This is a genomic window from Streptomyces sp. NPDC020597, assembly GCF_044335095.1.
Lineage (GTDB): Bacteria > Actinomycetota > Actinomycetes > Streptomycetales > Streptomycetaceae > Streptomyces.
Window position 1 is genome coordinate 727,034 of the sequence record NZ_JBIRUL010000001.1, and the last position, 26,006, is coordinate 753,039.

Genomic DNA, 26,006 nt, shown 5'->3' on the forward strand with positions numbered 1-26,006 from the left:
ATGTGTGCTGTCGGCACCTCCAAGTACGTTCCGGGCTGCTCGCGGGTGGCGCCGTGCTGATCCTGAACTTGTGGCAGATCCTGACGCGCTGGTGGTGAGGTGGCATGATCGTGCATGGGTACATCGCTGAAGAACTATTCGAAGGATGCAGCAGTGGATATGAACCGCGAACTGGAGGGTAGGAGTCCGGAGGTTGACGCAGAAGACCTTTTCAGTGAATCGGAAGACGATCTTGAAAATCTTCATTCGGCGACGACGTTCGAGGCATTTGTTGTGTCGAGCGACTGGACAACGGAAACCCTGCTAGGGCAAATCGATCGCGCCAACATTGAGATGGATCCCATTTTCCAAAGGCGCGACGCTTGGGACCGACTTAAGAAAAGTAGGTTCATCGAGTCGCTCATTGTGGGTCTACCGGTACCTCAAATCGTACTGGCAGAGCGGAAAGCTAAGCGGGGGAAGTATATTGTCCTCGACGGCAAGCAGCGCTTGCTAACGCTGATTCAGTTTGCGCGTGGAGACTTTAAACTTACAGGACTTGAGCTTCGCTCGGATCTCAATCGCTGTGACATCGACAGTATGCCCGCCGATGAAAAGCTGGCATTTGAGACGCAGACTCTTCGCACCATGGTTGTCAGGCACTGGCAGGGTGACGAGTTTTTGTATCTGGTATTTCACCGCCTGAATACCGGCAGTGTGCCGCTAAGCCCGCAGGAATTGCGGCAGGCGCTGCATCCCGGTGATTTTGTGGCCTTCGTAAACGAATTCACGACCGAAGACCTTACCTTCGCCAGGCTATTCGGTCGTAAAGACGGACCTGACTTCCGGATGCGTGATGTCGAGTTGCTGGTCCGGTATTTTGCATTTGCTAGGTTCCTCCCTCAATATGTCGGAAACCTCAAGTTGCTGCTCGATCAAACTTGCGTTCAACTGAACGATAGTTGGAAGAATGAGCGCCACCAGGTTAAGGAACAGGCGAGGCAGTGCGCTGAAGCGATCAGGGCTATCTCTGCAATTTTCAAGGAAAATGCCTTTCGGCGCCATAATGGTGACGAGTACGAGCGCCCATTTAATCGAGCCGTCTTTGACATCATGTGTTTTTATGCGAGTGATCCGACAGTTCGAACCCGCATGGTCGAACGGGCTGGCTCTGTGCGTGGGGCTTTTGAAGACCTGTCGAGTGATGCTCGGTTCGTTGCTGCCCTCACGAGCACTACGAAAAGCCTTGAAGCTGTCGAGAATCGACTGGTTATTTGGGGTAAGGCGCTGGAGCATGCCGTTGGCATGCCGCTGCCTGTTCCGGCTATCACGGAGGAGGGTCGGATTGCCTACGCGGCGGTATAAGCAGCTCAAGAGCAGAGTTGAACGGCTCGAGCAGCTTTTCCTTCCTCTGCCAAGCCCAGTCGGATCCTACACGCCCGATGAGTATGATCAGGTGCGTGCTTACATTGTGCTCTGCCATGCAGAAATGGAGGCATATCTTGAGGCTATGTGTCTAGATGTGCTTCGCAAAGCTGAAGATCGTTGGAGATCTTCCGCATCTGCTGGACCCTGCATTGCAGCACTTCTTCTTTACAATGACAAGAAAGTTAGTCCCCCCAAGTCTCTTGCGAAGCAGCCACCAGCAGAAGCTATCGATGTGATCATCACAAAGGCGATTAAGAAGCATCGAGACTTTACCCAGGAAGAAAACCACGGGATTAAAGAGGCGAATCTCCTGCGCTTGCTGCTTCCCATTGGATTTCAAGAATCTGATTTCGACGCGCTCTCAACATGGCTAGCTACGGTGAATACCTTCGGTGTAGCCAGGGGGCGTGTGGCTCACCAGTCTGCCAATCGGGTGCGGAATCCCCCGGACCCGTCACTCGCCCGAAATCAGGTATCTGACGTTCTTGACGGTCTTGTCCAGCTTGAACCCATCTTCGCCAAGCTTGGACGCCGGTAGGTTGCCGTGGCCCGCTCAATGTGCCGCGGCGCTGAGGCGTGCGGGCCCGTTCAGGAGCCGTGTGCTTATGCTTTGACGGTAGCCCTTGGTGCTTGAGACCGTTTTCGACCGGCGGTGGGTGGCTCCGGTGCCAGTCTGAACCTAGGCCGACGACAGTCAGCCACGACGGTGGGCCGGCTGGCCGACCAGGCGCGCGTATGTCTCGCCGCACCCCCACCGGCTCCAGCCACGTTATTGGTTTGTGTCGTTGACGGACGGAGCCGGCCACGAGTAGGTCAAAGCGTCTAACCCCACCTATCCTTTACTAGAATCAATTGCTTTTGTGGACCCTGATGACTGCACTTGTGTCGAAGTTCTCTGACAGGAAGAATTCTTGATCAGAGTAACGCCACGGGGAATTTCGAACATCCCAGGCAGCGTCTATTTCTGCTTCCTCTAGCAAGTTGACGTAAGATCCATAGTCGACACAGTAGCCATCGTACAAATCCCCGCTCCTCCCTCGAACGGTTAGGGCTGGGCGGATGAGATGAATAAGGCGTGCATCGTGAAGGTCCAAGAGTGAGGCAGGAGTGTCGTTCCTTCTCTTCACGAGGAAGAGTCTGGATCTCCCATCGAGAACAACGCTTTTCTGAATTCGCCTCCAGAGTGTCCATGCAGATTGATTCTGCGTTACGGTCACCTCCTTATCGGTGGTGAAATGCTTCATTGCAGCTTTGCGTACATGGGCGCGCTGTATCCGATTCCTTCCTGCACAACGGGCCGCCTTGCCGAGTAGTTGAATCGCGTCTCGAGGCACACCCTCCGCAGCCCTGACCAATTCCTCAAAGGCTCCTGGGGCGCACAAGTCACGAATAAGAGCATTGTGATCGCCGTATGGAGTTCCCTTGTTGTGCTCCTCTAGAAGTACTTCTAGATGGCGGTATATGAGTTCAGCAAAGAATGCACGGGCCTCCGGTCCGGCTTCGCCCTCTTGGAGATGCTCGTCCAGATTCAATGATGCGCCAGTGTCAGCGCTTGGCTCGAGTCCCAAATAATCCGTGCCGTGCGCCATAGGCTGATAGAACATTGATCGTCGCTCAATGGCTCCCACCTTCACTACCCAACCTCGGAGTGGGAATATTGTCCGTCTCAGCATATCTGCCAGGATTGGCTGCAGCGATATCGGAATGCTCGTCCACTCGTCTAGCAGTACCCAGATGCGCCGAGGATGCAGCTGGTCCGTTATCTTTTCAGCAGCTGATCTTAGTTGCCCAAAGACTACTCTAGGTGTTTCTATGCCGGACACTTGACGTGACCTCTTGTTGGCACGATTTGTTGAGGTCTTTGCGCTCGCTTCGATCCCGGCATCGAACCCTTTCTGTGAGACTTTAAGGTGGGCTCCGTGCCCAGACTCTTGCGAGTTTCCTTTTTCGTTTTCCTCAGTTTCCGTGACGGGCCCTTTAACCTTTACCTGCGTGCTCGCATCTACGAAATCATCCAATACATGCAAAATTCCCTCGAATCTTTCATCCTCGATAGCTTTCGATAGGAGTTCTCCATGAATACCTTCAAGGATATCGACAAGCAGCGTAGTGCCGCGAAGGCTAATTGACTCGCTGTCGTCAGAATAGAGCCCGGTGTTCGATCCCACCTGCCGTAGGTCTAGATATATTGGGAGGTCGCCTGATGCTAGGACGTCGGAAGCCAAGTGATGGAGGGTGTGTGTCTTTCCGGTGCCGCGCCTGCCGTATAGGATTTGGTTGTCAGGGCTACCCAGGGCGTCAGCGACTGCTTGAACATTGACGAAAGTTCGAACAAGCGTCTGCGGCTCACTATTGTCAGCCCGTGTGGCGATACGAGAAGCCAGAATGTTGAGCGGTCTTACATGCTCCATGACTGCTCTCCTGCTGAGCGTTTGCAGGCCCCGTATCCAGACCACCACAGACACCGAAGTGTCGCCACTGGAAGGCATACTTGATCTCCGTGAAGGCAGAGCATCAGGTCAGTTGTGGGATGGTGTTTCCAGGAACTGCCCCAAGAGTGACGGCTTCATCCCCGGTCGGTCGGCTGAGTGCTGCCATCGCGGCACGGCCCCCGGCCGGGCTGGAGCGGGGCGCAGACAGGAGCGCAGGCCCGGCCGGGGGCCGGGCCGCGCGCGGGGAGCGGAGCGAGCCGCCTTGAACCAGTAGAGAAAGTTTGAATCATGGTCCGGGTGCTGGCGTTGTCCGGTCCCGGGAGATGCTTGACGCTTCGGTCCCAGCTGATGGTTGACAGTGGCCGTGATCGGCTTTGCTGTGCGCGTCGTTGTAGCGCGGGGCTTGGAGGGAGGATGGTCGCGTGCTTCCATCTCGACTGCTCTGGTGTGATCCCAGGCCCATCCCCAGGTTCAACCGGCAGGATCCGGTGACGCAGATTGTGTGTGATCCGGACTTCTACGAGCCGGTGGACGGGGACGACTGTTCGACGTTTTCGTACTTCTGTCAGACCCATGACCGCTACTACGGGCACGACCGCTGTGGGGAAGGGGCGCATCTCATCGCCCTTCATTGCGAACGGCACGGGCCCGAGAACATGTGGCCTCAGCCCCTCATGATGGCGTTCCCGGACGGGTTCTCCCCTCTGCTCAGTGACGTGCAACTGGCCTGGGTGCGATCGGAGGAGGACGTTTCCTGAGATCCGTGGGACGGACAGACCTTGGCGTATCGGGAGACCCTGCCCCGTGGTGTAGAACCCTGTGTATGGGGAGTGAGCGGCGGGAACGGATGCAGGCGCTTGGGGTGCGTCTTCGGGGGCTTCGTACGGAGGCTGGTCTGACGGGTGCCGTCCTGGCGCAGCGGGCCGGCGTGGGGCAACCGACCGTGTCCAAGGTCGAGAACGGGCGCATGGTTCCCAGCCTTGACGTCCTGCGGCGTTTGACGCTTGCCCTCGACCTCGACGAGTCGACCACTCGTGAGGTGCGTGACCTCCTGGTCGCCGTCGAGGCTGCTCCGGACACCGACGAGACAACCGGCAACGACGCACCCGCCGGGGCAACCCTCGATGACGCGGTCCGATCTGCACGGCTGGTGCGCTCGTTCCAATGCGTCGTTCTGCCGGCCATGCTCCAGACCGCGGAGTACTCCCGGCACGTCTTCGACAGCGCGCCGAACTCGACGCCTGAGGCTGTCGGCCGTGCCGTGGCTGTCCGTGTCGAGCGACAGAGCCTCCTGTACGAGCCTGGGCGGGAATCGACGTTCGTGCTGACGGAGGCCGTGTTGCGGACCTGGCCTGGGAACCCCTCGCTGATGCTCGCCCAGTTTGACCGGCTCCTGGCCGTCGAGAGTCTGAGCACGGTGCGCCTCGGGGTCATCCCCTGGCGTCGGGCGGTGCCGGTCATGCCTCGTCACGGGTTCACCTTGTGCGACCGGCGGGCGGTCGTCGTCGAGACCTTCCGAGGTGAACGGGTCCTGGATGACTCTGCCGAGGTCGCCGCGTACGAGGAGATCTTCGCCCGCTTCGAAGAAGCTGCGATCTTCGGGATCGAGGCGCGGGAGCTGCTGCTCCGCGTGATGCAGGAGTTCCGGGAGTTGGAGGACTTCACCACTCGTTAGAGGAATAATTCCTCTAAATGCCTGGCTCATCGGTCACGCATAGGAATACTCTGCTCGCAATGCCGTCTAGCCCCCTAGACGAAGAGGAGAGTTCCCATGCCCAAAAAGTGGTGCCGCATCTTCCCTGGCCTGGCCTGGCAGGTTGCGGAGGCCCGACACTTCGTCGGTGCCCTGCTTGAGGACGAGGGCTCCGGCCTCGTGGACGACGCGGTCCTGGTCGTCGGCGAGCTGGCGGCCAACGCCGTCCGGCACACGCGAAGTGGCTGGTATCGCGGATGGTTCCTCGTGGTCGTCCACTTCGGCGACGACCTGGTGCGCATCGAGGTGACTGACCAAGGTGGCGACGAGGAGCCCCTGCTTCGCAGCGTGAACAGCCAGGTGGAAGAGGGGGGCCGCGGGCTGATGCTGATCGCGGCCTGCGCCAAGGACTGGGGTGTGAAGGACCGGCCCGCGGGTGGGCGTTGCGTCTGGGCCGAGCTGTCGCGGAACGGCGCGTCATGACCTCCTGCCCGGTGGTGATCCGTGGCGGTGGCTGCCTCGCGGGTAGTGGAGGGTGAGTCCTCGTGGTGTGCCTCGGCGGCGGGCCGGCTTCTATGTGATCGGTGTTCATTCGGGCAGGCGACTCCCGCCCATTCCGTCTAGGGCCCTAGACTCCTGGGTACTTCTAGGAGGTGTGGTCATGTCGGACGAGTTGCAGCGGATCATGGCGATCGATGATCCGTACCTGCTCCTGCGTGAGGTCACGACGCGGTTGGCCGACGCGCAGCAGGAGGTGACCGAACTCGCCCGGCTCCGTCGCCGTGTGGTCCAGGACCTCCACGCCCAGGGGCTGTCGTATGCGCAGATCGCCGAGAAGGCCGGCCTGAGTCGTGGGCGGATTCACCAGATCCGACACACCGGTCCAGCACCCGAGGGGGTCTTCCTTGGTGCGGGCGCCGTCACGATCGTCACCCCGCTGCGCTGGGACGCCGAGAAGAAGCGCCCCGTCGTTGCCATGGCTGACGTGAACTCCGGGAAGCGGCTGGAAGAGCTGGCCAAGTCGTACGGGCTCGATGTCAGCTCCGGTCACGTGCTGGTGAGCGGTGAAGTTGACCTCAACCGGGATGGCCTGGTCGTCGTCTGCGGTCCGGGTATGTCCGAGACCATGAGTGACCTGTACGCCCAGGACCCGGTACTGAGCTGGGAGCATCCGGAAGGAGAACCCTGGGCGCTGGTGGACCGGCGTACCGGCAACTCGTATCGAGCGGGTCGGGATACCGATCCGTCTCGTTGGTACGACGTCGGATACCTCGGCCGGCTGCCTCGACCGGACGGCAACGGCTCGGTGCTCGCCATCGCCGGAATCCACACCGAGGGCTCCCTCGGTGTGGTCCACATGCTCACCTCCGACCTCAACACGATCTGGGGGCAGGTGGGCGAGCGCCGCTTTTCCACGCTGGTGCGCGTCGAGTACGACCCCGAGACCGACGAACCGCAGTCCGTCGAACTGCTCACCCCCCTCTACCTGCACGATGAGGAGACGGAGGCGTGAACGTCGCCCTCGGTTCACAGCCCTCCGAACCGTGCGGGGGCAACGAGGACTTCGCCGCTGCCGCACATGGCACGGCTGTCCTGCTGGACGGTGCCGGCGTGGCCGGGGCGGAGACCGGTTGCATGCACGGCGTCGCGTGGTTCTCGTTCACGCTGGGCGGGCTGCTGTTGAGCGCCATCACGGTGCAACCTGCACGGCCGCTCGCCGATTGTCTGGCCGACTCGATCCGCGGAGTCCGGTCGCTGCACGAAGACACCTGCGACCTGGCCTATCGGGCCAGTCCGACCAGTACGGTCGTCGCCGTGCGGGCCGCTGAGGGAGTCCTGGAATACCTCGTACTCGGCGACTCGACACTCCTGCTCGCCGACAAGGACGGGAAGACGACCGCCGTCACGGATCTGCGCCTGGACGACGTCAGCGTGCAGCTGCGTGGGCCAGTCGACGCGTTGCCTACCGGTTCCCCCGAGCACGCTGCCGCCCTGGCCGAGTACCGCGACGCCCTGACGGGGCTCCGCAACCGGCCGGGTGGCTTCTGGATCGCCGGGCCCGATCCTCAAGCGGCCGAACATGCCCTTACCGGGTCCGTGCCGCTGGAATCGCTGACCTCCGTGACTTTGCTCAGCGACGGCGCTACGCGACTCGTCGACCTCTTCGAACTTGCCACCTGGCAAGAGGCGTTGGACGTCCTCGGGGAGTCCGGGCCCGACGGGCTGATCCGCCGAGTGCGGGATGCCGAGGCCGATGACCCCGACGGTCGTCGCTGGCCACGGGGCAAGGCACATGATGACGCCACCGCACTGCACTGGGTGCTGCCCGAGTAACCGGCGTTGCCCTGCTCCCGCCCTTGCTCAGATGCGGTATGCCCCCGCTGGTACGCCATGGGCGACGCCGTACGGAGTCAGGGCGACGACGCCGGTTCCCCGTGACGGTGTGTCGGGGCCGATGTGCAGGGGGCTGACGCCATAGGAGCGGGCGAGGTCCGCGGCCATGTCGTGAGTTGCCGACCGCCACTCGTCTTCGTCGTCCTGGCTCTCTTGGGCGGGGTCCCAGTCGGGCGTGAGGCCCAGTTCCACACGGCGGGCCCGCTCGTACGGCAGGGGCTCGCCGAGGGTGAGCAATTCGTCCTCTCCTTCGCCTGTTTCGCAGTACCGCCGGATCACGGTGCCCTGCTCGGCGATGAGCCAGGCGGAGCCGTCGCCCTGGCCGCCGTAGTAGTACGCGTGGGCCTGGCCGTAGCGGGCGCTGAGTTCGGTGCACAGGCGCAGGACGTCCTCGCTTCGCTCCTCGCCGCACGGGTCGCACCATGCGCCGAGGATGAGGGTCCAGCCGTCGAGCTCGGGCGTCACGAAGACCCGTTCGTAGCCGTTGTGGGGGTCGTCCGCGCCGCAGCCGTGGCCGTCCGCGTCGACGATGTCGTTGCCGAGAGCGAAGGTCACCGGTCTTGGGTCGACCAAGCCAAGGGTCTGCATGATTCCGGCCTGGTCACCGCTCGGGACGGCCATCCAGTGATTCCAGCACGCCCACATCCCTTCGGGCCGGTCGTCCGGGAGTTTGACGCGGATGAGTCGTTCGATCGCGGCCACGTCGGCGCGGGACAGTGCCGGTTCGCCGCCCAGCTCGGCGAGCACGGTCAACGCACGCGCCCGCTGCCAGCCCGGCCCTTGGTCCCGGATGCGCTGGAGCAGGGGAATGACGTGCTCGCCTTGAAGAATCAGGGCGTCCTGCGCCTGTCGGGCAACCCCCGGGTCGGGATCCCCGAGCAGGGGCATCAGGGCAGAAATGACAGACCGGGCATCGTCGCCGCAGTGCTGGAGCCCGCGGATGGCCGTCGCGCGCACGTGCGGCACGGGATGGGAGAGGGCTGCGGTGTAGCGGTCCAGGGCCGCCGCGCCAAGGCAGGAGAACGCGAAGCCGACGCGCTTGCGAGAGCTCTCGGTGGACGCGGAGGCGAGACCTCGAAGTAGGCCGTCGAAGGCTGCGTCCCCGATCCGCTCAAGCACGCTGGCGATCGGCCGCCAGTCCACAGGGGATTCCTCGTCCGTCAGCTCCCGCACCAGGTGCTCCACCGCGTCGGGGCCAAGAGCGGCCAACGTGTCAGCCGCCGCTTCGCGTCGGTCCGGCACCCCGAGGTCCCGTATCAAGTCGGTGTCCACCACGTTCCCTCCAGCAAGGTCGACCGGCCCTCGGGCGTCATGATCCGGCACGGGTCTGACATTGTCAGAGCCACCCGACTTGCATACCCCCCTAGACAGTTGACGGTCCGTCGGTCTAACGTAGTCGTCAACCCCCCTAGACAGTTCCGGGTGGGCCACCCCTCTGCTGTCTAGGGGGGTATCCAGCCCAAGCGGTGCGGACTGAACGCATCGCCAACCAAGTGAGGTTCAAGAAATGCGTGTCATCCCCGTAGACGTCTCGGCTGCGACGCTCCTCGTCACCAAGCTGCCTGAGGTCAAGGTGAAGGACCGTCAGACCGGTGAGATCGCCATCGACCCGGTGACCAACGACCGGCTCATGGTGCTGGAGTTGGTGTTCATCGCGGCGGGCGGTTCGGACATGATCAAGGTCACCGTTCCTGAGAAGGGCATCGGTGAGGGCCTGGTGATGGGAGCTCCGGTCATCCTGCCCGGCCTCATCGCCCGTCCCTGGGAGAGCGAGTTCGGCGGGCGGATGCGTCACGGCATCGCCTACCGGGCGGACGCGGTCATGGTCAACGCTCCGGCTCCGGTGCAGGGCTGATCGCCATGACTGACACCGTCTGGACGCTGACACTGTGCCTGCTGGCACTCGCCGCCCTGCTGGTCCTGCGCCGCCGCGCACCGGTCGCGTTCTGGTGGCTGGTCGGCTACCCGTTCGTCGCGCTGCGCGTGCTCACCACCTACCGGGCCACGATGGACGCGTGCGGCCTGACGGTCCCGGCCTCGGCCGTCCGTCGGGCCACGGCCCGGATGATCGGGCGGGAAGCCACCCCCGTTCCGCCTCGGCGGTCGCTTCCGTGGCCGACCGGGTCCGGGCTCGTGATGCGGCTGCGCATGGCGACCGGGCAGGCTCCCGAGGACTTCATGGCCTCGGCCGACCGGCTGCGCCACGCCTGGGCCGCACACGCCGTGCACATCCGTCCGACCAAGCCGGGCTGGCTCGAACTGCGCCTGATCGGCTGGGACGTTCTCTCCGACGTGCAGCCCGCACGGCGGTGGAAGCAGCGCGGGCCGCTCACCCTTCCGCTGGCGCTTCGGGATGACGGACGGTGGCACGTACGGGACTTCCGTGCCGTGCCGCATGAACTCATCCTCGGCGCAACGCAGTCCGGCAAGTCCGTGTACCTGCGGAACCTTCTGTGTGGCCTGGCCCGGCAACGTGTCGTGCTCGTCGGGATCGACTGCAAATGGGGCGTCGAACTCGCCCCGTTCGCACCCCGGTTGTCGGCACTCGCTGACACTTCCGACCGTGCCAACGAACTCCTTGACGCTCTGCTGGAAGAGATGGAGGCACGGTTCCGGCTGATCGGTCTTCGGTCCGGACTGGGTGCGGATGCCGTGCTCACCTCGGACGTGTGGGGGCTGCCGGACGCGGTGCGGCCGGTGCCGGTCGTGGTTGTGGTCGACGAGGTCGCGGAACTCTTCCTCGCCGCAAGCCGGGACGACGAGAAGCGACGCGATGCGATGGTCACCAAGCTCATCCGTATCGCCCAGCTCGGTCGCGCGGCCGGCATCTACCTCGAAGTGTGCGGCCAGCGCTTCGGCTCCGAACTCGGCAAGGGCGCGACCATGCTCCGCGCCCAGCTCACCGGCCGCATCTGCCACCGCGTCAACGACGAGTCGTCGGCGAACATGGCGCTGGCCGACATCTCCCCGGAAGCGGCTCTCGCGGCCACCTCTATCCCGGCCGAACGGCCCGGCGTCGCCATCGTCGGCGACTCCTCCGGCGGCTGGTTCCGCGCCCGCTCGCCACACCTCACCCTCGATGAGGCGGCGGCCATCTGCCGCGACACCTCCGGCCTCGTGCCGGAACTGCCCCGCCTCGGCTCCTTCCGGCCCGTCGTCGCCGTCGAGTCCGCCGGGTCGGCCTCTCCCGCCGCTGCCGCGCCGACCGTGCGCCCGGTGACCGAGTAGCCGCACCCCTTTCCCACGGTCGGCGTGACCGTCGCGCGCCAAGTCCCTACCCCTCCCATGCCTCGAACCGGAAGGAAGCCGAGCCGATGCGTGCCCAACTGGCCCGTGTGGACGCCGTGATCGTCCAGGCCGTCATCGCGGGTGCCCTGTCCTTCTCGCACCTGCACGACCTTGCTGAGGCGGCTGGACAGGGCGGCTGGAAGGCGTGGGCCTACCCCGTCAGCGTCGACCTGCTGTTGGTCGCTGCATGGCGTCGGATGCGGGAAGCGCAGCGCGCCGGACAACCCGCTGGGGGACCGAGGTTGTGGTTCCTGGTCGCCCTTGCCGCCTCCCTCGGCGCGAACGTTGCGACCGCAGGGCTCCTCGACCTGGACGACGTTCCCGCGTCGCTCCGCGTAGTGGTGGCCGGCTGGCCCGCCGTCGCCTTCTTCGGCGGAACGCTTCTGGCGCACACGTCCCGCATGCCAGAGGCACCGACGGAGACGGGGACGCCCACTGCCCCGGTCGCCGTCGAGGAGCCCGACCGTGACGCGCTCCCGGCACCGTCCACCGACCCGAAACCGGCTCCGGAGTCCGCTATCGAACGGATCGCCACCCCCGTTCCTGCCCCGGCGCCCACTGCTCCCGCCGTCTCCCTGCCGCCCGCCCTCGTCGACCGCGTCCGGGTCCTGGCCGAGGAACACCGCGCTACCACCGGCCACCCCGCCGACCCCGACACCGTCCGAGCCCGGCTCGGCCTGCCGCCGTCCATGACGCCGTCCGTCGCCGCCCACCTCTGAAAGGAGACGCACGCGATGCGTCCCGCTATCCGTTCCGCGCTGGAGTACGCCGCAGAGCTGACCCGCCGCAATCGGCTCGTCGAAGCCGTCGCGGTCGCGGAAGCCGCGTTCTACCAGGCCACCCACGACGAATTCCCCGAGATCAGGCAGTGGCTCACCGACCACGCCCACGACTTCACCGGAGAGGACACCCCGCGATGACCAACCCCAGGTTCCGCAACGTCCGCCGCATCGGCCCCGTACAGGTCGCCTCCTACCTCGCCCGTGGCCGCAACCGCCACCTCGCCGCCTGCACCGCACCTCGCTGTGACTTCTCCACCGAGTACGACAGCCGCGCCGCCGCCGAACTCGCCGCCCGCACCCACCGCTGCAAGGCCTGACAGGAGACCGCCGCCATGACCGTCCCGCTCTGGTTCGCCGTGCTCGTCGTCGCCGTCCTCGGCATCCAGCTCGCCCGCCCGCCGTGGTGGCTGGTCGCCCTGCTCCTCCTGGGCGGCTACCTCGTCGCCGACAGCGTCCTCGCCCCCGCCGTCGCCGCCCTCCTCGACTGATCGCCCGCAGAAGGGATCACCCACGTGTTCACCCCGAAGTACCCGCCGCAGGACACCGCCTCGGTCAACACCATCCCGGCTCCGACCGTCTACAGCCCGACCGCGTACAGCCCGGCGGCCTATGCCCCGGCTTCCGTCCCCGTTCCGTCCGCCCCGACCTCCAACCGCCCGACTGTCCAGCTCACGCCCGGCAGCACGCTCGCCCTCATCGCTGGTGGCAGTGCCGCCGTCCTCGTCGTCGGTGCGGTCTTGGTCTCCATGCTCCTCGCTGTTGCGATCACCGCCGCCTCCGTGGCCGTCTGCGCGGTCGTCATCCGCTCCATCCTCCGGAGCGACCGCCGCTGACCTCATCCACTTCTCTGCCTCGACTTGCCCACACTGTCTAGCCCCCTGGACGAGCCGAGGTCTGGCCCCAAACTCCAGCCCCTCCAAGGAGGAACCCGCACATGCGTCCCGAGGCTCCGCCCGGAGCCATCCGTCAGCTGGCGGCCCTCGCCCTGCACGGCGACCTCAGCGGCTACGCACGGCAGATCCAACGTCTCGGTGGTTGCGAGCAGCCCGTACGGATGGAGGGTCAGCGCCTAGACGTCCACGCCGCTACGGGCGAGATCGTCCGTGAGGTCGTCGACCGAGACCTTCCGGTCGGACAGCTCCTCATCCGCTGCAACAACCGCCGCGCCACCAGGTGCGCCGCGTGCGCCGAGGTCTACCGCAAGGACACGTTCCACCTGGTTACGGCCGGGCTGAGCGGCGGCAAGGGGATCGGCCCGATCGTCGCAGGACACCCCCGCGTCTTCGCCACCTTCACCGCCCCGTCGTTCGGCCCGGTCCATAACCGTCCCTCCGCCGGCCGCTGCCGTTGTGGTCGTGTCCACCCGGAAGGGGACTCCATCCTCGGCACGCCCCTCGACCCAGAGCGCTACGACTACGGCGCGGCCGTCCTCTGGAACGCGCACGCCGGTGCCCTCTGGGCTCGGTTCACCACCTACCTGCGTCAGCAGCTCGCCTCCCGCGCGGGCATCGGCCGCTCCGAACTGCGCGACTGCCTCAAGGTGTCGTACGCCAAGGTCGCCGAGTACCAGCGGCGCGGTGCCGTCCACTTTCACGCCGTGATCCGGCTCGATGGTCCGGAAGGTGCCGAGGACACTCCGCCGGCCTGGGCGACCACAGAGCTCCTCAGCGATGCGATCCGCTCGGCAGGTCGTCTCGCCGAGGCGCCTGGTCCGATCCTCGACGGTCGCGCCTACACCTTCCGCTTCGGCAAAGAGCTCGACGTCCGGCCCATCCGTTCCGCCGACTTCACGGGCACTACCGACCTGAGCAGCCGAGCCGTCGCCTCCTACATCGCCAAGTACGCCACCAAGGGCGCGGAGAGCGCGACCGGCACCCTCGACCGCCCGATCCGCAACCCAGTCATCGACCTCATCGGCACCGACGTCACCGACCACGCCCGACGGATGATCCTCACCTGCTGGCACCTCGGCGCGCTCCCTGAGCTCGAAGACCTGCGCCTGCGCAAGTGGGCTCACATGCTCGGCTTCCGCGGTCACTTCTCGACCAAGTCCCGCGCGTACTCCGTCACCCTCGGCGCCCTCCGCCAGGAACGCGCTGACCACAACGAAGCACTCACCCGTGAACGCGCGGCTGAGGCGGGTCACCCGCTGCCCGACCCGGACACCGTCCTCGTCCTCTCTCACTGGCGCTTCGCCGGTACCGGGCTGACCGCCGCCGAATCCTGGCTCGCCACCTCGCGGCGACCCGACACCCCGGACACGGAAGGAGACTCGTCGTGGACCGCCGACGAGACGAACTGATGACCGTCCCGCAGATCCTTGCCGAGCTGGGCGGAGTCTCTCGCCGCACCTTCTACCGCTGGCGCGAACTGGGGCATGCTCCGGAAGCGATCAAGCTTCCGAACGGTGAACTTCGCTTCTGGCGCAGTGACTTCACCTCGTGGCTCCATGGGCTCGGGGAGGCCGCGTGAAGTCCTACGACGTGCGGATCTGGAGCATTCGCAAGAGGCCAACGAAGAAGGCTTCGTATGAGGTGCGCTGGAGGGTCGCCAGCACGCTGCCGTTCTCCGAGACCTTCCGAACCAAGGCACTCGCGGACAACTTCCGGGCGCAGCTACTCAGGGCCGTTCAGAACGGGGAGGCATTCGATTCGGAAACCGGTCTGCCGGACTCGATGGCAACCGCTAAACCGTCCCTCACCTGGTACGACTTCGCGCGGGCGTACATCGCCATGAAGTGGCCGCATGCTGCGCCGAACTCCCGAGACAGCGCCAACGAGACGATGACGCTCGTCACGACACAGCTGCTCGACGACAGGCCGGGTCGGCCGGCTGATGACGTGCTCCGACGTGCACTGCGTGGCTGGGCCTTCGTCGTCCGGGGCGCGAACGAGGAACCGCTGCCCGTCGAGTTCGCAAACGCCCTGCGCTGGGTGGCCAAAGCGTCGCTGCCGCTGGCGACGCTCAAGAACCCGGCGGACATCCGGCGCGTCCTCGACTCGCTCAAGCTCACGTTGTCCGGGGCCACGGCTGCCGCCGAGACCGTACGGCGCAAGCGGGCCGTCCTCTTCAACGCGCTCGCCTACGCGGTCGAGTTGGGGGAGCTCCCCGAGAACCCGGTCACGCTCGTGAAGTGGAAGCCACCCAAGGTGACTAAGGAAGTGGACCGCCGTGTAGTCGTGAACCCTCGCCAGGCAGGGGAGCTCTTGGTCGCGGTCTCGTACGTGGGTGGGTACCGCCGGGCTCGCGGGCGGCGGCTCGTCGCGCTGTTCGCCTGCATGTACTTCGGTGGTCTCCGTCCAGCTGAGGCCGTGGCGCTGCGCCGTCAGGACTGCACGCTGCCGGACAGCGGGTGGGGCTCGCTGATCCTGGAGAAGAGCCGCCCGACCGTCGGTAAGCGCTGGACCGGGACCGGCGCCGTTCACGACGACCGCGGCTTGAAGAACCGAGCAGCGAACGAGACCCGCATCGTTCCGATTCCGCCCCGCCTCGTGCGCATGCTCCTCGCGCACATCGAGGAGTTCGGCACGGCCAAGGATGGCCGGCTGTTCGCCAACGAACGTGGGGGAGTGGTCGCCTCCACCACCTACTGGCGTGTCTGGGATGAGGCGCGGCACCTGGCGCTCACACCGGAGCAGGCGGCATCACCGCTCGCGGCTCGGCCGTACGACCTGAGGCACGCAGCGCTCTCCTCGTGGCTCAACGCCGGCGTGGATCCGACCGAGGTCGCCGAGCGGGCAGGTAACAGCGTCGAGGTGCTCCTGAGCCGGTACGCCAAGTGCCTCGACGGTCGGCAGGACGTTGCCAACCGTCGGATTGCCGAGCTCCTGGAGGAGCACGACGACCAGGAGGGCGAGCCCGGCGACGAGACCTGATCCCGACACACCTGAGACCGCCCACACGCGGCATGATGGCCCCTGGACTTCCTGTCCGGGGGCCTCGTCGTTTCCGGGGGTCTACCTGCGGATTTACGCTCTGCGGCCTGGCCGCGAATAGGCCGCGGGCTTCGACATACGGCCGCTCCGAGCGGCACACAGCTGCACATACGCCAAGACCCCGTCCTCAGCGAAAGCGCTGGTGGCGGGGTCTTTGGGCACCTAATTCAAGGTGCCCCCGGCAGGATTCGAACCTGCGCACACGGCTCCGGAGGCCGTTGCTCTATCCCCTGAGCTACGGGGGCGTGTCGGGCCGGAGTTGTTTGCTCGCGGCGACGGGTAGAACACTACCAGCTCCCTCGGGGTGTTCATGAACGTGTTTTCGCGGGCCGGAGCGTCGCCTGCGAGGGGTGGAAGTGGGGAAAACCCGGACGCGGTGGCCGGTCCCGACCTACTCTCGAGGTGTGCCAGGCGCGTCGGGCCGGGTGCTTGTTGTCGACGACAACAAGGTCATCCGGCAGCTGATCAGGGTCAACCTCGAGCTGGAGGGCATCGAGGTCGTGACCGCGTCCGATGGTGTCGAGTGTCTGGAAGTCGTCCATGAGGTGCGACCCGATCTCGTGACCCTCGATGTCGCCATGCCCCGGCTCGACGGGTTGCGTACCGCCGCCCGGCTGCGTACCGATCCACGGACGCGTGATCTGCCGCTCGCCATCATCAGCGCGTGTACGCAGTACGAGGTGGAGGCCGGGCTGGAGGTCGGCGTCGACGCCTTCCTCGCCAAGCCCTTCGACCCCGCCGAACTCGTTCTGCTCGTTCGGAGCTTGATGGATCGGGAGAGCGGCGCGGGGGAGGGCGTGGGGGCCGGGACGGGGGGCGGGTCCGGCGCGGGACCCATGACCGACTAGACACATCCCGTAGTCGTGTCGATCCTTGTCGGCGTCCACATTGCGGACGTCTCGGAAACCTGCTCGCATACCCGCCCCCTTCCTCCCCTACGCTTGTCCCGTGACCCCCGTCGAGCTCTCCCGTACCGTGCTGTGCGCGGTGCGTCGTGCCGTGGAGGCCGGGGAGCTCAGCGTGGCGGTTCCTGCGCGTGCCGTGGTCGCGCCGCCGGGGCCCGGTGGGCGTGGGGACTACGCCACCAACATCGCCCTGCAGCTCGCCCGCCCGGCCGGGCAGCCCCCGCTCCGTGTCGCTGAAGTGCTCCGGTCGTACCTGGCCGCCTCCGAAGGGGTCGCCGGCGTCGAGATCACCGGGCCGGGGTTCCTCAACCTGCGCCTCGACGGTTCCGCCGCCGCGGTCCTCGTCCGGCGTGTTCTCGTCGAGGGGCCGCGGTACGGGCACGACGACAGGCTCGCCGGTCAGGTGTTCGCGGTGCGGGTGCCGTACGAGGTGCGGGCGGAGGTCGTCGCCGACGCGCTCGCGCGGATCGTCGCGGCGCAGGGCGGCCGGGTCGACATCTGTCACGACGGGCCCGTCACCCTGCGGCCCATTCCTGCGCCCGAGGACCCCGCCCCGCTCGGGCCCGACGCGGCACGCTGGGCGCTGCTGCATCCGGCGCCGCACGACCGGCCCCGGATCACCGCCGATCATCTGGTCCAGCGGGAGAACAATCCTCTCTTCCGTGTCCGTTACGCCCACGCCCGCACCCGGGCCGTGTGCCGCAACGCCGCCGATCTCGGGTTCGGGCCCCGGTCCGGCCCCGGGCCGCGCGATGCCCTCACGAACGTCCTCACCGATGTCGTCGCGGACGTCGGCGGCGCCGGCTTCGGGCTTCGGGCGTCGTCCGAAGCCCAAGACCTGCTTACCCTTCTGGCGGACTACCCCCGCATCCTGGCCACGGCCGTGACCGACGTCCCGCAGCCGGTCACCCCCGGCCTCGATGCCGGCGCTCCCTCCCGTCTCGCCCGGCACCTTCTCGCGCTGGCCGACGTGACCCTCGTCCTGCTTCCCGTCGTCCTTCCCCGTGGTGAGGAGAAACCCTCGGCCGCCCACCGTGCCCGGCTCGCGCTTGCCGAAGCCGCCGGGACGGTGCTGGCCGGCGGTCTGTCCCTGCTCGGCATCGACGCACCCGATCACCTCTGAGAGAGCACGCCCAGATGAGCCGTTCCGCCCACCCCGCCGGGCCCCGTCACGCCGACGTCCTGCCCGAGGGCCACTACTCCGCGCCGCCCGCCGATCTGAACACCCTCGACGGCAAGGTCTGGGCGCAGACCGTCACACGCAACGCCGACGGTGTGCTGACCGTCGGCGGCGTCGACGTCGTCAGCCTTGCCGAACAGCACGGCACCCCCGCCTACATCCTCGACGAGGCGGACTTCCGCGGCCGGGCGCGTGCCTGGCGCACCGCGTTCGGCGACGACGCCGACGTGTTCTACGCCGGCAAGGCGTTCCTGTCCCGGGCCGTTGTGCGGTGGCTGCACGAGGAGGGGCTCAACCTCGACGTCTGCTCCGGCGGCGAGCTGGCCACCGCCCTGTCGGCCGGCATGCCCGCCGACCGCATCGCCTTCCACGGCAACAACAAGTCGACGGAGGAGATCCGCCGGGCCGTGGAGTCCGGCGTCGGGCGCATCGTCCTCGACTCCTTCCAGGAGATCGTGCGGGTCGCGCACATCGCGCAGTCCCTCGGCAAGCGCCAGCGGGTCCAGATCCGCATCACCGTCGGCGTCGAGGCCCACACGCACGAGTTCATCGCCACCGCCCACGAGGACCAGAAGTTCGGGATCCCGCTCGCCGGCGGTCAGGCGGCCGAGGCGGTGCGGCGCGCCCTGCAGCTCGACGGACTCGAGCTGGTCGGGATCCACTCGCACATCGGGTCGCAGATCTTCGACATGTCGGGGTTCGAGGTCGCCGCCCACCGGGTGGTCGGGCTCCTCAAGGTGATCAGGGACGAGCACGGCGTCGAGCTGCCCGAGATCGACCTCGGCGGCGGTCTCGGTATCGCCTACACCAGCGACGACGACCCCCGTGAGCCGCACGAGATCGCCAAGGCGCTGACCGAGATCGTCACCCGGGAGTGCGAGGCCGCACGGCTGCGCACCCCGCGTATCTCCGTCGAGCCGGGCCGCGCGATCGTCGGGCCCACCGCCTTCACCCTGTACGAGGTCGGCACCGTCAAGCCGCTCGACGGGCTGCGGACGTACGTCTCCGTCGACGGCGGCATGTCCGACAACATCCGCACCGCGTTGTACGACGCCGAGTACAGCGTCGCGCTCGTCTCGCGTGCCAGTGACGCCGAGCCCATGCTGGCGCGCGTGGTCGGCAAGCACTGCGAGAGCGGGGACATCGTGGTGAAGGACGCGTTCCTGCCGTCGGACCTGGCGCCCGGTGACCTCATCGCCGTCCCCGCGACGGGGGCGTACTGCCGTTCCATGGCCAGCAACTACAACCACGTGTTGCGGCCGCCGGTGGTCGTCGTGCACGAGGGGGAGTCGCGGGTCGTCGTGCGCAGGGAGACCGAGGAGGACCTGCTGCGGCTCGACGTGGGCTGAGCGGCCGGCCGGGAAATCGGCCCCGCGAAGGAGAATGGGGCGGCGGAGAGGAAAGGGCGGAAGATCTCCTGTCCGCCGCCTCTGCGAAAATGAAATAGATGTCTCACGATCCGGACCGGGGATAGAAACTCCGGTCCGGTGAGTGAGACTGAACCAACCGGAAACAGCCGTAGACGGTATTCAGGAAACGAGGTCGGATGATGCGTACGCGTCCGCTGAAGGTGGCGCTGCTGGGCTGTGGAGTGGTCGGCTCAGAGGTGGCGCGCATCATGACGACGCACGCCGACGACCTCGCCGCGCGGATCGGCGCTCCCGTGGAGCTCGCCGGTGTCGCCGTGCGGCGGCCGTCGCGGGTCCGGGAGGGCATCGATCCCGCCCTCGTCACCACCGACGCCACCGCCCTCGTCAAACGCGGTGACATCGACGTCGTCGTCGAGGTCATCGGCGGTATCGAGCCCGCCCGCACGCTCATCACCACCGCCTTCGAGCACGGCGCCTCCGTCGTCTCCGCCAACAAGGCGCTGCTCGCCCAGGACGGCGCCGCGCTGCACGCCGCCGCCGACGAGCACGGCAAGGACCTCTACTACGAGGCCGCCGTCGCCGGGGCCATCCCGCTGATCCGGCCGCTGCGCGAGTCCCTCGCCGGCGACAAGGTGAACCGGGTGCTCGGCATCGTGAACGGCACCACCAACTTCATCCTCGACAAGATGGACTCCACCGGCGCCGGCTACCAGGAGGCCCTCGACGAGGCCACCGCGCTGGGATACGCCGAGGCCGACCCGACCGCCGACGTCGAGGCCTTCGACGCGGCCGCCAAGGCCGCCATCCTCGCCGGGATCGCCTTCCACACGCGCGTGCGTCTCGACGACGTCTACCGCGAGGGCATGACCGAGGTGACGTCGGCCGACTTCGCCTCCGCCCGGGAGATGGGCTGCACCATCAAGCTGCTCGCCATCTGCGAGCGGGCGGCCGACGGGGGCTCCGTGACCGCGCGGGTGCACCCCGCCATGATTCCGCTGAGCCACCCGCTCGCCTCGGTCCGCGGCGCCTACAACGCCGTGTTCGTCGAGTCGGACGCGGCCGGCCAGCTCATGTTCTACGGCCCCGGCGCCGGCGGTGCACCCACCGCCTCCGCCGTGCTCGGCGACCTCGTCGCCGTCTGCCGCAACCGGCTCAGCGGGGCGACGGGGCCCGGCGAGTCGGCGTATGCCGCCCTGCCGGTGTCGCCCATGGGCGATGTCGTCACGCGCTACCACATCAGTCTGGACGTCGCCGACAAACCGGGCGTTCTCGCCCAGGTGGCGACCGTGTTCGCCGAGCACGGGGTGTCCATCGATACGGTGCGCCAGCAGGGACGGCAGGACAGCGACGGCGAGGCCTCTCTCGTCGTCGTCACCCACCGCGCGTCCGACGCCTCCCTCACCGGGACCGTCGAGGCGCTGCGCAAGCTCGACACCGTGCGGGGTGTCGCCAGCATCATGCGGGTTGAAGGAGAGTAACCAATGACCCACCAGTGGCGCGGAATCATCGAGGAGTACCGGGACCGGCTGCCGGTATCCGACAGCACGCCGGTCGTGACGCTCCGCGAGGGCGGCACACCGCTCGTGCCCGCGCAGGTGCTCTCCGAGCGCACGGGCTGCGAGGTCCACCTCAAGGTGGAGGGCGCCAATCCGACGGGGTCCTTCAAGGACCGCGGCATGACGATGGCGATCACGCGGGCCAAGGAGGAAGGCGCGCAGGCAGTCATCTGTGCCTCAACGGGCAACACCTCTGCCTCCGCGGCCGCCTATGCCGTCCGCGCGGGCATGGTCTCGGCCGTGCTCGTGCCGCGCGGCAAGATCGCGCTCGGCAAGATGGGCCAGGCCCTCGTCCACGGGGCGAAGATCCTCCAGGTCGACGGCAACTTCGACGACTGCCTCACCCTCGCCCGTTCGCTGAGCGACAACTACCCGGTGGCGCTGGTCAATTCGGTGAACCCGGTGCGCATCGAGGGGCAGAAGACGGCCGCCTTCGAGATCGTCGACATGCTCGGCGACGCCCCCGACATCCACGTCCTGCCGGTCGGCAACGCGGGCAACATCACCGCGTACTGGAAGGGGTACCAGGAGTACGCCGCCGACGGGATCGCCGCCAGGACGCCGCGAATGTGGGGCTACCAGGCGTCCGGCAGCGCGCCGATCGTGCGCGGCGAGATCGTCAAGGACCCGTCGACCATCGCCACCGCGATCCGTATCGGCAACCCCGCCTCCTGGAAGTACGCGCTGGCGGCGCAGGAGGAGTCCGGCGGCCGCATCGACGAGGTGACGGACCGTGAGATCCTGCGCGCCTACCGGCTGTTGGCCGCTCAGGAGGGCGTCTTCGTGGAGCCCGCGTCCGCCGCTTCGGTGGCCGGTCTGCTGAAGGCCGCCGAGCAGGGCCTGGTCGACCCCGGCCAGCGCATCGTCTGCACCGTCACCGGCAACGGCCTCAAGGACCCCGACTGGGCCGTCGCCGGCGCCCCGCAGCCTGTCACCGTCCCGGTCGACGCGGTCACGGCGGCCGAGCGGCTCGGACTCGCGTAGCGGATCCCTCCACGAACCGGCGGGCGGCCCACGGGCGCCCGCCGGCCGACGGCGGCACGGCTGCCCACCCACCCGGAAACACCGGAAACACCGGAAACACCGGAAACACGGGAAACGGCGGCGGCAACACGGGAAACGGCCGGGAACACGGGAATCGCCGGAAACACCAGGACGACTGGAAACGCCCGAAACATCTGTTCCACCAGGAACACCCGCCCGGCGGTATGGGGGCGGAGAGACCTCGGCGAAGCCGTCGTCGGCGGCGGCCCGGCACGGCCCCGCCCGGCACGACCCGGCAGCGGCCTGGCCGCCGCCCGGGCAGAGGCCTCGGCAGCGGCCCGGCGGCGAATCGAAGCGAGACCCCGACGGGACTTCCCCATCAGGGGTGCACAGGGGGCTTACGACACGCATCGTGCGCCTCCTGTGCGCCCTATGTCGCCGCAGAACCTTCCTTCGATAGGCTGTACCGAACCCGCCCGCCGCATATGCCGCGGTGCCGCGTCGCCCTAGCGGCGGCAGGGTCCCCATGTACGTAGCGCATCTCATTCGACAGCCCCGCAGCTCAAGGAGAGTCATCGCAAGATGGCCGGTCCCGCCTTCCGTGCCGCCCCCGTGCGCGTGCGCGTTCCCGCCACCAGCGCCAATCTCGGCCCGGGTTTCGACGCCTTCGGCCTCGCGCTGGGGCTCTACGACGACGTCGTCGTCCGGGTGGCCGACTCCGGGCTGCACATCGACATCGCGGGCGAGGGCAGCGAGACGCTGCCGCGTGACGAGACGCACCTGCTCGTCCGTTCCCTGCGCACCGCCTTCGACGTCCTCGGCGGTCAGCCGCGCGGACTGGAGATCGTCTGCGCCAACCGCATCCCGCACGGCCGGGGCCTCGGCTCCTCATCCGCCGCGATCTGCGCCGGCATCGTCGCCGCGCGCGCGGTGACCATAGGCGGTGAGAGCAGGCTCGACGACGCCGCCCTGCTCGAGCTCGCCACCGAGATCGAGGGCCACCCGGACAACGTGGCGGCCTGTCTGCTCGGCGGTTTCACCCTGTCCTGGATGGAGGCCGGCGCGGCGCGGGCGATCAGGACGGAGCCCGCCGATTCCATCGTTCCGGTGGTTTTCGTGCCCGGGAAGCCGGTCCTCACCGAGACCGCGCGCGGCCTGCTCCCGCGCTCCGTCCCGCACGTCGACGCGGCGGCCAACGCCGGCCGCGCCGCACTGCTCGTCGAAGCCCTCACCCGGCGCCCCGAGCTGCTGCTGCCCGCCACCGAGGACCGTCTGCACCAGGAGTACCGCGCGCCGGCCATGCCGGAGAGCGCCGCGCTGGTGGAGCGGCTGCGCGCCGACGGGATCCCGGCCGTCATCTCCGGCGCGGGACCGACGGTGATGGCGCTGGCCGACGCGGACACGGCCGACAAGATCGAGTCCTCGGCCGGCGCGGACTGGGCCGCGAACCGCCTGGCCATGGACCTGCAAGGGGCGTGCGTGCTGCCTCTTGCGCCCTCCGGCGACATTTGAAAAGCGCTCGGTTGCCGGATTTCGAGAGGGGGAATGTTTGTTGGATCCGGTAGTGTTAACCTCAAGTCTGCACCCGACCCCACCACGGCGAGGTGCTTCGTGTCCCGCTTCGGGACAGACATTCTTCCGGGAGCTCCCCAAGCCGCACTGCGTTCCGTACGTCGTACCTGGGCAGTACGCCGTGCAACGACGCTGAGCGGCCGCAAGTGGGGGTCCCCCCTCTGGGGGAGCTTCGGAATCGGTGCTTTACCACGCCACGTGACACCGGGTGTCACGGCTCGTCGGGGAAGCGCCATCACCAGCAAATTCTCTTCCGCCGCATGAGGCGGACCACCGCCCCGGCTTCGCCTCAGCAAGGACCGAAGCCGGACAGCACAAACGGTCGCCGAGCCAGACAGGCCGACGTCCGCTCCAGGGAAGGACCCTTCGTGAGCGACACCACCGATCTGATGGGCGCACGTGTCGAGGAGACCGCTGCCGCGCCCGCCACGGACGCCTCCGCGCCTGCCACCGGTGCAGGCTCCCGGCGACGCCGCGGTACCGGCCTCGAGGGCATGGTGCTGGCCGAGCTGCAGCAGGTCGCATCCGGCCTCGGCATCAAGGGCACCGCGCGGATGCGCAAGAGCCAGCTGATCGAGGTCATCAAGGAGGCGCAGGCAGGCGGCGGCGCCCCGGCCAAGGCCGAGGACCCGGCCACCGAGGCCAAGCCCAAGCGCCGCGCCACCTCCAAGGCCCGCACGGGAGAGGCCGCCGACAAGAAGGCGGACGCCGCCCCGGCCGAGGCCGCCGAAAAGGCCGTGGCCCAGCAGCAGATCGAGATTCCCGGTCAGCCGGCCGGCGCCGACGCGCCCACCGAGCGCCGTCGCCGTCGTGCCACCGCCGACGCGGGCAGCCCGGAGACGGTCGCCGCGGAGGCCAAGAGCGCGCCGAAGGCCGAGACGCCCGCGCCGGCGCAGGCCGAGGCGCAGGCGCAGCCGCAGGGCGACGCCAAGAGCGACGCCGACGGCGGCGAGGGCCGTCGCCGCGACCGCCGTGAGCGCGGCCGCGAGCGCGGTGACCGCGGTGACCGCGGTGACCGCCGCAAGGGCGACGACCAGCAGGGCGGCCAGCAGCAGCGCGGCGGCCAGCAGGGTCAGCAGCAGGGCGGCGGCCGTCAGGGTCAGCAGCGCGACAACGGCCCGCAGGACGACGACGAGTTCGGCGACGGCCGGCGTGGCCGTCGCGGCCGCTACCGTGACCGCCGCGGCCGCCGCGGGCGCGACGAGATCGGCGCCCCCGAGCCGCAGCTCGCCGACGACGACGTGCTGATCCCCGTCGCGGGCATCCTGGACATCCTCGACAACTACGCGTTCATCCGGACCTCCGGCTACCTGCCGGGCCCGAACGACGTGTACGTCTCGCTCGCCCAGGTCCGCAAGAACGGTCTGCGCAAGGGCGACCACGTCACCGGCGCCGTCCGTCAGCCGAAGGACGGGGAGCGCCGCGAGAAGTTCAACGCGCTCGTGCGACTGGACTCGCAGAACGGCATGGCTCCCGAATCCGGGCGCGGACGCCCCGAGTTCAACAAGCTGACGCCGCTCTACCCGCAGGACCGGCTCCGTCTGGAGACCGACCCGGGCGTCCTGACGACGCGCATCATCGACCTCGTCGCGCCGATCGGCAAGGGCCAGCGCGGTCTGATCGTGGCCCCGCCGAAGACCGGCAAGACCATGATCATGCAGGCGATCGCCAACGCGATCACGCACAACAACCCCGAGTGCCACCTGATGGTCGTCCTGGTCGACGAGCGTCCGGAAGAGGTCACCGACATGCAGCGGTCGGTCAAGGGCGAGGTCATCTCCTCGACCTTCGACCGTCCGGCCGAGGACCACACCACGGTCGCCGAGCTCGCCATCGAGAGGGCCAAGCGCCTGGTGGAGCTGGGCCACGACGTCGTCGTGCTGCTCGACTCGATCACGCGTCTGGGCCGTGCGTACAACCTCGCCGCCCCGGCCTCCGGCCGCATCCTGTCCGGCGGTGTCGACTCGACGGCCCTGTACCCGCCGAAGCGCTTCTTCGGTGCGGCCCGCAACATCGAGGACGGTGGTTCGCTGACCATCCTCGCCACCGCGCTGGTGGACACCGGGTCCCGCATGGACGAGGTGATCTTCGAGGAGTTCAAGGGCACCGGCAACGCCGAGCTCAAGCTCGACCGCAAGCTCGCCGACAAGCGCATCTTCCCGGCGGTGGACGTCGACGCGTCCGGTACCCGCAAGGAAGAGATCCTGCTCGGCAGCGACGAGCTCGCCGTCACCTGGAAGCTGCGCCGGGTGCTGCACGCGCTCGACCAGCAGCAGGCGATCGAGCTGCTCCTGGACAAGATGAAGCAGACGAAGTCGAACGGCGAGTTCCTGATGCAGATCCAGAAGACGACGCCGTCGCCGGGCAACAACAACGACTGACGTCGTAGCCCCGACATCGGATCAGGGCCGTCCCCGCACGCGGGGGCGGCCCTGATCCGCGTTTCACGGGCGGGATACGATCTCGCTCTTCCACCATCCTGATCCCTGAGGGGGGACTCGCGTGGGT

The 26,006-nt window shown here is 67.4% G+C and carries 25 protein-coding genes and 1 tRNA gene; 23 read left to right on the plus strand and 3 right to left on the minus strand.

Translation table 11 applies throughout. From position 1 onward, the window contains the following. The first annotated feature begins 114 nt into the window (after positions 1-114). On the plus strand, positions 115-1,344 hold the full coding sequence (locus ACH4ZA_RS03375) for a DUF262 domain-containing protein (protein ID WP_398427757.1): 1,230 nt from the start codon (positions 115-117) through the stop codon (positions 1,342-1,344). Continuing rightward, a complete protein-coding gene (locus ACH4ZA_RS03380) occupies positions 1,274-1,945 on the plus strand; it encodes a HEPN domain-containing protein (RefSeq protein WP_398427758.1) in 672 nt (223 codons plus the stop codon). The genes ACH4ZA_RS03375 and ACH4ZA_RS03380 overlap by 71 nt, the downstream gene beginning before the upstream one ends. Positions 1,946-2,255: 310 nt before the next feature. On the opposite strand, the gene ACH4ZA_RS03385 is transcribed toward ACH4ZA_RS03380, so the two are convergent. After that, entirely contained in the window at positions 2,256-3,632 is a 1,377-nt protein-coding gene (locus tag ACH4ZA_RS03385; protein WP_398427760.1) for a hypothetical protein, read from the minus strand. Between the two features lie 1,030 nt (positions 3,633-4,662). On the opposite strand from ACH4ZA_RS03385, the gene ACH4ZA_RS03390 reads away from it, so the two are divergent. From ACH4ZA_RS03390 to ACH4ZA_RS03405, 4 genes are all read left to right on the plus strand, one after another. Beyond that, positions 4,663-5,514 carry a helix-turn-helix domain-containing protein gene (locus ACH4ZA_RS03390; protein WP_398427761.1) on the plus strand — a complete coding sequence of 284 codons (852 nt, stop codon included), beginning with the start codon at positions 4,663-4,665 and terminating at the stop codon, positions 5,512-5,514. A 96-nt stretch (positions 5,515-5,610) separates the two neighbouring features. Beyond that, entirely contained in the window at positions 5,611-6,015 is a 405-nt protein-coding gene (locus ACH4ZA_RS03395; RefSeq protein ID WP_093776427.1) for an ATP-binding protein, read from the plus strand. 178 nt (positions 6,016-6,193) lie between these two features. Then, positions 6,194-7,045 (plus strand): sigma factor-like helix-turn-helix DNA-binding protein, encoded by an 852-nt coding sequence (locus ACH4ZA_RS03400; RefSeq protein WP_398427762.1) that lies wholly within the window; start codon positions 6,194-6,196, stop codon positions 7,043-7,045. Then, positions 7,042-7,866, plus strand: a complete 825-nt coding sequence (locus ACH4ZA_RS03405) for an integrase (RefSeq protein WP_398427763.1) — start codon at positions 7,042-7,044, stop codon at positions 7,864-7,866. Before ACH4ZA_RS03400 ends, ACH4ZA_RS03405 begins: the two co-directional genes overlap by 4 nt. Positions 7,867-7,893: 27 nt before the next feature. On the opposite strand, the gene ACH4ZA_RS03410 is transcribed toward ACH4ZA_RS03405, so the two are convergent. Continuing rightward, positions 7,894-9,201 carry a HEAT repeat domain-containing protein gene (locus tag ACH4ZA_RS03410; protein ID WP_398427764.1) on the minus strand — a complete coding sequence of 436 codons (1,308 nt, stop codon included), beginning with the start codon at positions 9,199-9,201 and terminating at the stop codon, positions 7,894-7,896. Positions 9,202-9,433: 232 nt separating this feature from the next. Between ACH4ZA_RS03410 and ACH4ZA_RS03415 the strand changes: the two genes are divergently transcribed. The 10 genes from ACH4ZA_RS03415 (at position 9,434) to ACH4ZA_RS03460 (ending at position 15,871) form a co-directional block, all read left to right on the plus strand. Continuing rightward, entirely contained in the window at positions 9,434-9,781 is a 348-nt protein-coding gene (locus ACH4ZA_RS03415) for a hypothetical protein (RefSeq protein ID WP_069768393.1), read from the plus strand. A gap of 5 nt (positions 9,782-9,786) precedes the next feature. Continuing rightward, positions 9,787-11,154, plus strand: a complete 1,368-nt coding sequence (locus ACH4ZA_RS03420; protein WP_398427765.1) for an FtsK/SpoIIIE domain-containing protein — start codon at positions 9,787-9,789, stop codon at positions 11,152-11,154. Positions 11,155-11,240: 86 nt separating this feature from the next. Beyond that, the gene (locus tag ACH4ZA_RS03425) at positions 11,241-11,933 is read left to right on the plus strand and encodes a DUF2637 domain-containing protein (RefSeq protein ID WP_398427766.1); all 693 of its coding nucleotides are present in this window, start codon (positions 11,241-11,243) and stop codon (positions 11,931-11,933) included. 15 nt (positions 11,934-11,948) lie between these two features. Further along, positions 11,949-12,134 carry a hypothetical protein gene (locus ACH4ZA_RS03430; RefSeq protein ID WP_398427767.1) on the plus strand — a complete coding sequence of 62 codons (186 nt, stop codon included), beginning with the start codon at positions 11,949-11,951 and terminating at the stop codon, positions 12,132-12,134. Continuing rightward, positions 12,131-12,313, plus strand: coding sequence for a mobile element transfer protein (locus ACH4ZA_RS03435; RefSeq protein WP_328433990.1), 183 nt, complete (start codon positions 12,131-12,133; stop codon positions 12,311-12,313). Before ACH4ZA_RS03430 ends, ACH4ZA_RS03435 begins: the two co-directional genes overlap by 4 nt. Before the next feature lie 15 nt (positions 12,314-12,328). Further along, on the plus strand, positions 12,329-12,484 hold the full coding sequence (locus ACH4ZA_RS03440) for a hypothetical protein (RefSeq protein WP_328433989.1): 156 nt from the start codon (positions 12,329-12,331) through the stop codon (positions 12,482-12,484). Positions 12,485-12,508: 24 nt separating this feature from the next. Beyond that, a complete protein-coding gene (locus ACH4ZA_RS03445; RefSeq protein WP_398427768.1) occupies positions 12,509-12,829 on the plus strand; it encodes a SpdD protein in 321 nt (106 codons plus the stop codon). 101 nt (positions 12,830-12,930) lie between these two features. After that, positions 12,931-14,298, plus strand: coding sequence for a replication initiator (locus tag ACH4ZA_RS03450; protein WP_398427769.1), 1,368 nt, complete (start codon positions 12,931-12,933; stop codon positions 14,296-14,298). Continuing rightward, positions 14,298-14,468, plus strand: coding sequence for an excisionase (locus tag ACH4ZA_RS03455; RefSeq protein WP_328436064.1), 171 nt, complete (start codon positions 14,298-14,300; stop codon positions 14,466-14,468). Before ACH4ZA_RS03450 ends, ACH4ZA_RS03455 begins: the two co-directional genes overlap by 1 nt. Further along, positions 14,465-15,871: a tyrosine-type recombinase/integrase gene (locus tag ACH4ZA_RS03460; RefSeq protein WP_398427770.1), complete on the plus strand. Its 1,407-nt coding sequence runs from the start codon at positions 14,465-14,467 to the stop codon at positions 15,869-15,871. Before ACH4ZA_RS03455 ends, ACH4ZA_RS03460 begins: the two co-directional genes overlap by 4 nt. A gap of 233 nt (positions 15,872-16,104) precedes the next feature. On the opposite strand, the gene ACH4ZA_RS03465 is transcribed toward ACH4ZA_RS03460, so the two are convergent. Further along, a tRNA-Arg gene (locus tag ACH4ZA_RS03465) sits at positions 16,105-16,176 on the minus strand. Between the two features lie 111 nt (positions 16,177-16,287). Here ACH4ZA_RS03465 and ACH4ZA_RS03470 point away from each other — a divergent pair. From ACH4ZA_RS03470 to rho, 7 genes are all read left to right on the plus strand, one after another. After that, positions 16,288-16,779: a response regulator gene (locus ACH4ZA_RS03470; protein ID WP_398427772.1), complete on the plus strand. Its 492-nt coding sequence runs from the start codon at positions 16,288-16,290 to the stop codon at positions 16,777-16,779. A 100-nt stretch (positions 16,780-16,879) separates the two neighbouring features. Beyond that, a complete protein-coding gene (gene nrtL, locus ACH4ZA_RS03475; protein WP_398427773.1) occupies positions 16,880-17,959 on the plus strand; it encodes an ArgS-related anticodon-binding protein NrtL in 1,080 nt (359 codons plus the stop codon). A gap of 14 nt (positions 17,960-17,973) precedes the next feature. Beyond that, the gene (gene lysA, locus ACH4ZA_RS03480; RefSeq protein WP_398427774.1) at positions 17,974-19,365 is read left to right on the plus strand and encodes a diaminopimelate decarboxylase; all 1,392 of its coding nucleotides are present in this window, start codon (positions 17,974-17,976) and stop codon (positions 19,363-19,365) included. Between the two features lie 200 nt (positions 19,366-19,565). Further along, positions 19,566-20,864, plus strand: a complete 1,299-nt coding sequence (locus tag ACH4ZA_RS03485) for a homoserine dehydrogenase (RefSeq protein ID WP_398427839.1) — start codon at positions 19,566-19,568, stop codon at positions 20,862-20,864. A 3-nt stretch (positions 20,865-20,867) separates the two neighbouring features. Continuing rightward, positions 20,868-21,926: a threonine synthase gene (gene thrC / locus ACH4ZA_RS03490; protein WP_398427775.1), complete on the plus strand. Its 1,059-nt coding sequence runs from the start codon at positions 20,868-20,870 to the stop codon at positions 21,924-21,926. Positions 21,927-22,508: 582 nt separating this feature from the next. Continuing rightward, positions 22,509-23,438, plus strand: a complete 930-nt coding sequence (thrB, locus tag ACH4ZA_RS03495; RefSeq protein WP_351674149.1) for a homoserine kinase — start codon at positions 22,509-22,511, stop codon at positions 23,436-23,438. 428 nt (positions 23,439-23,866) lie between these two features. After that, entirely contained in the window at positions 23,867-25,879 is a 2,013-nt protein-coding gene (gene rho / locus ACH4ZA_RS03500; RefSeq protein WP_398427776.1) for a transcription termination factor Rho, read from the plus strand. The last annotated feature ends 127 nt before the right edge of the window (positions 25,880-26,006 follow it).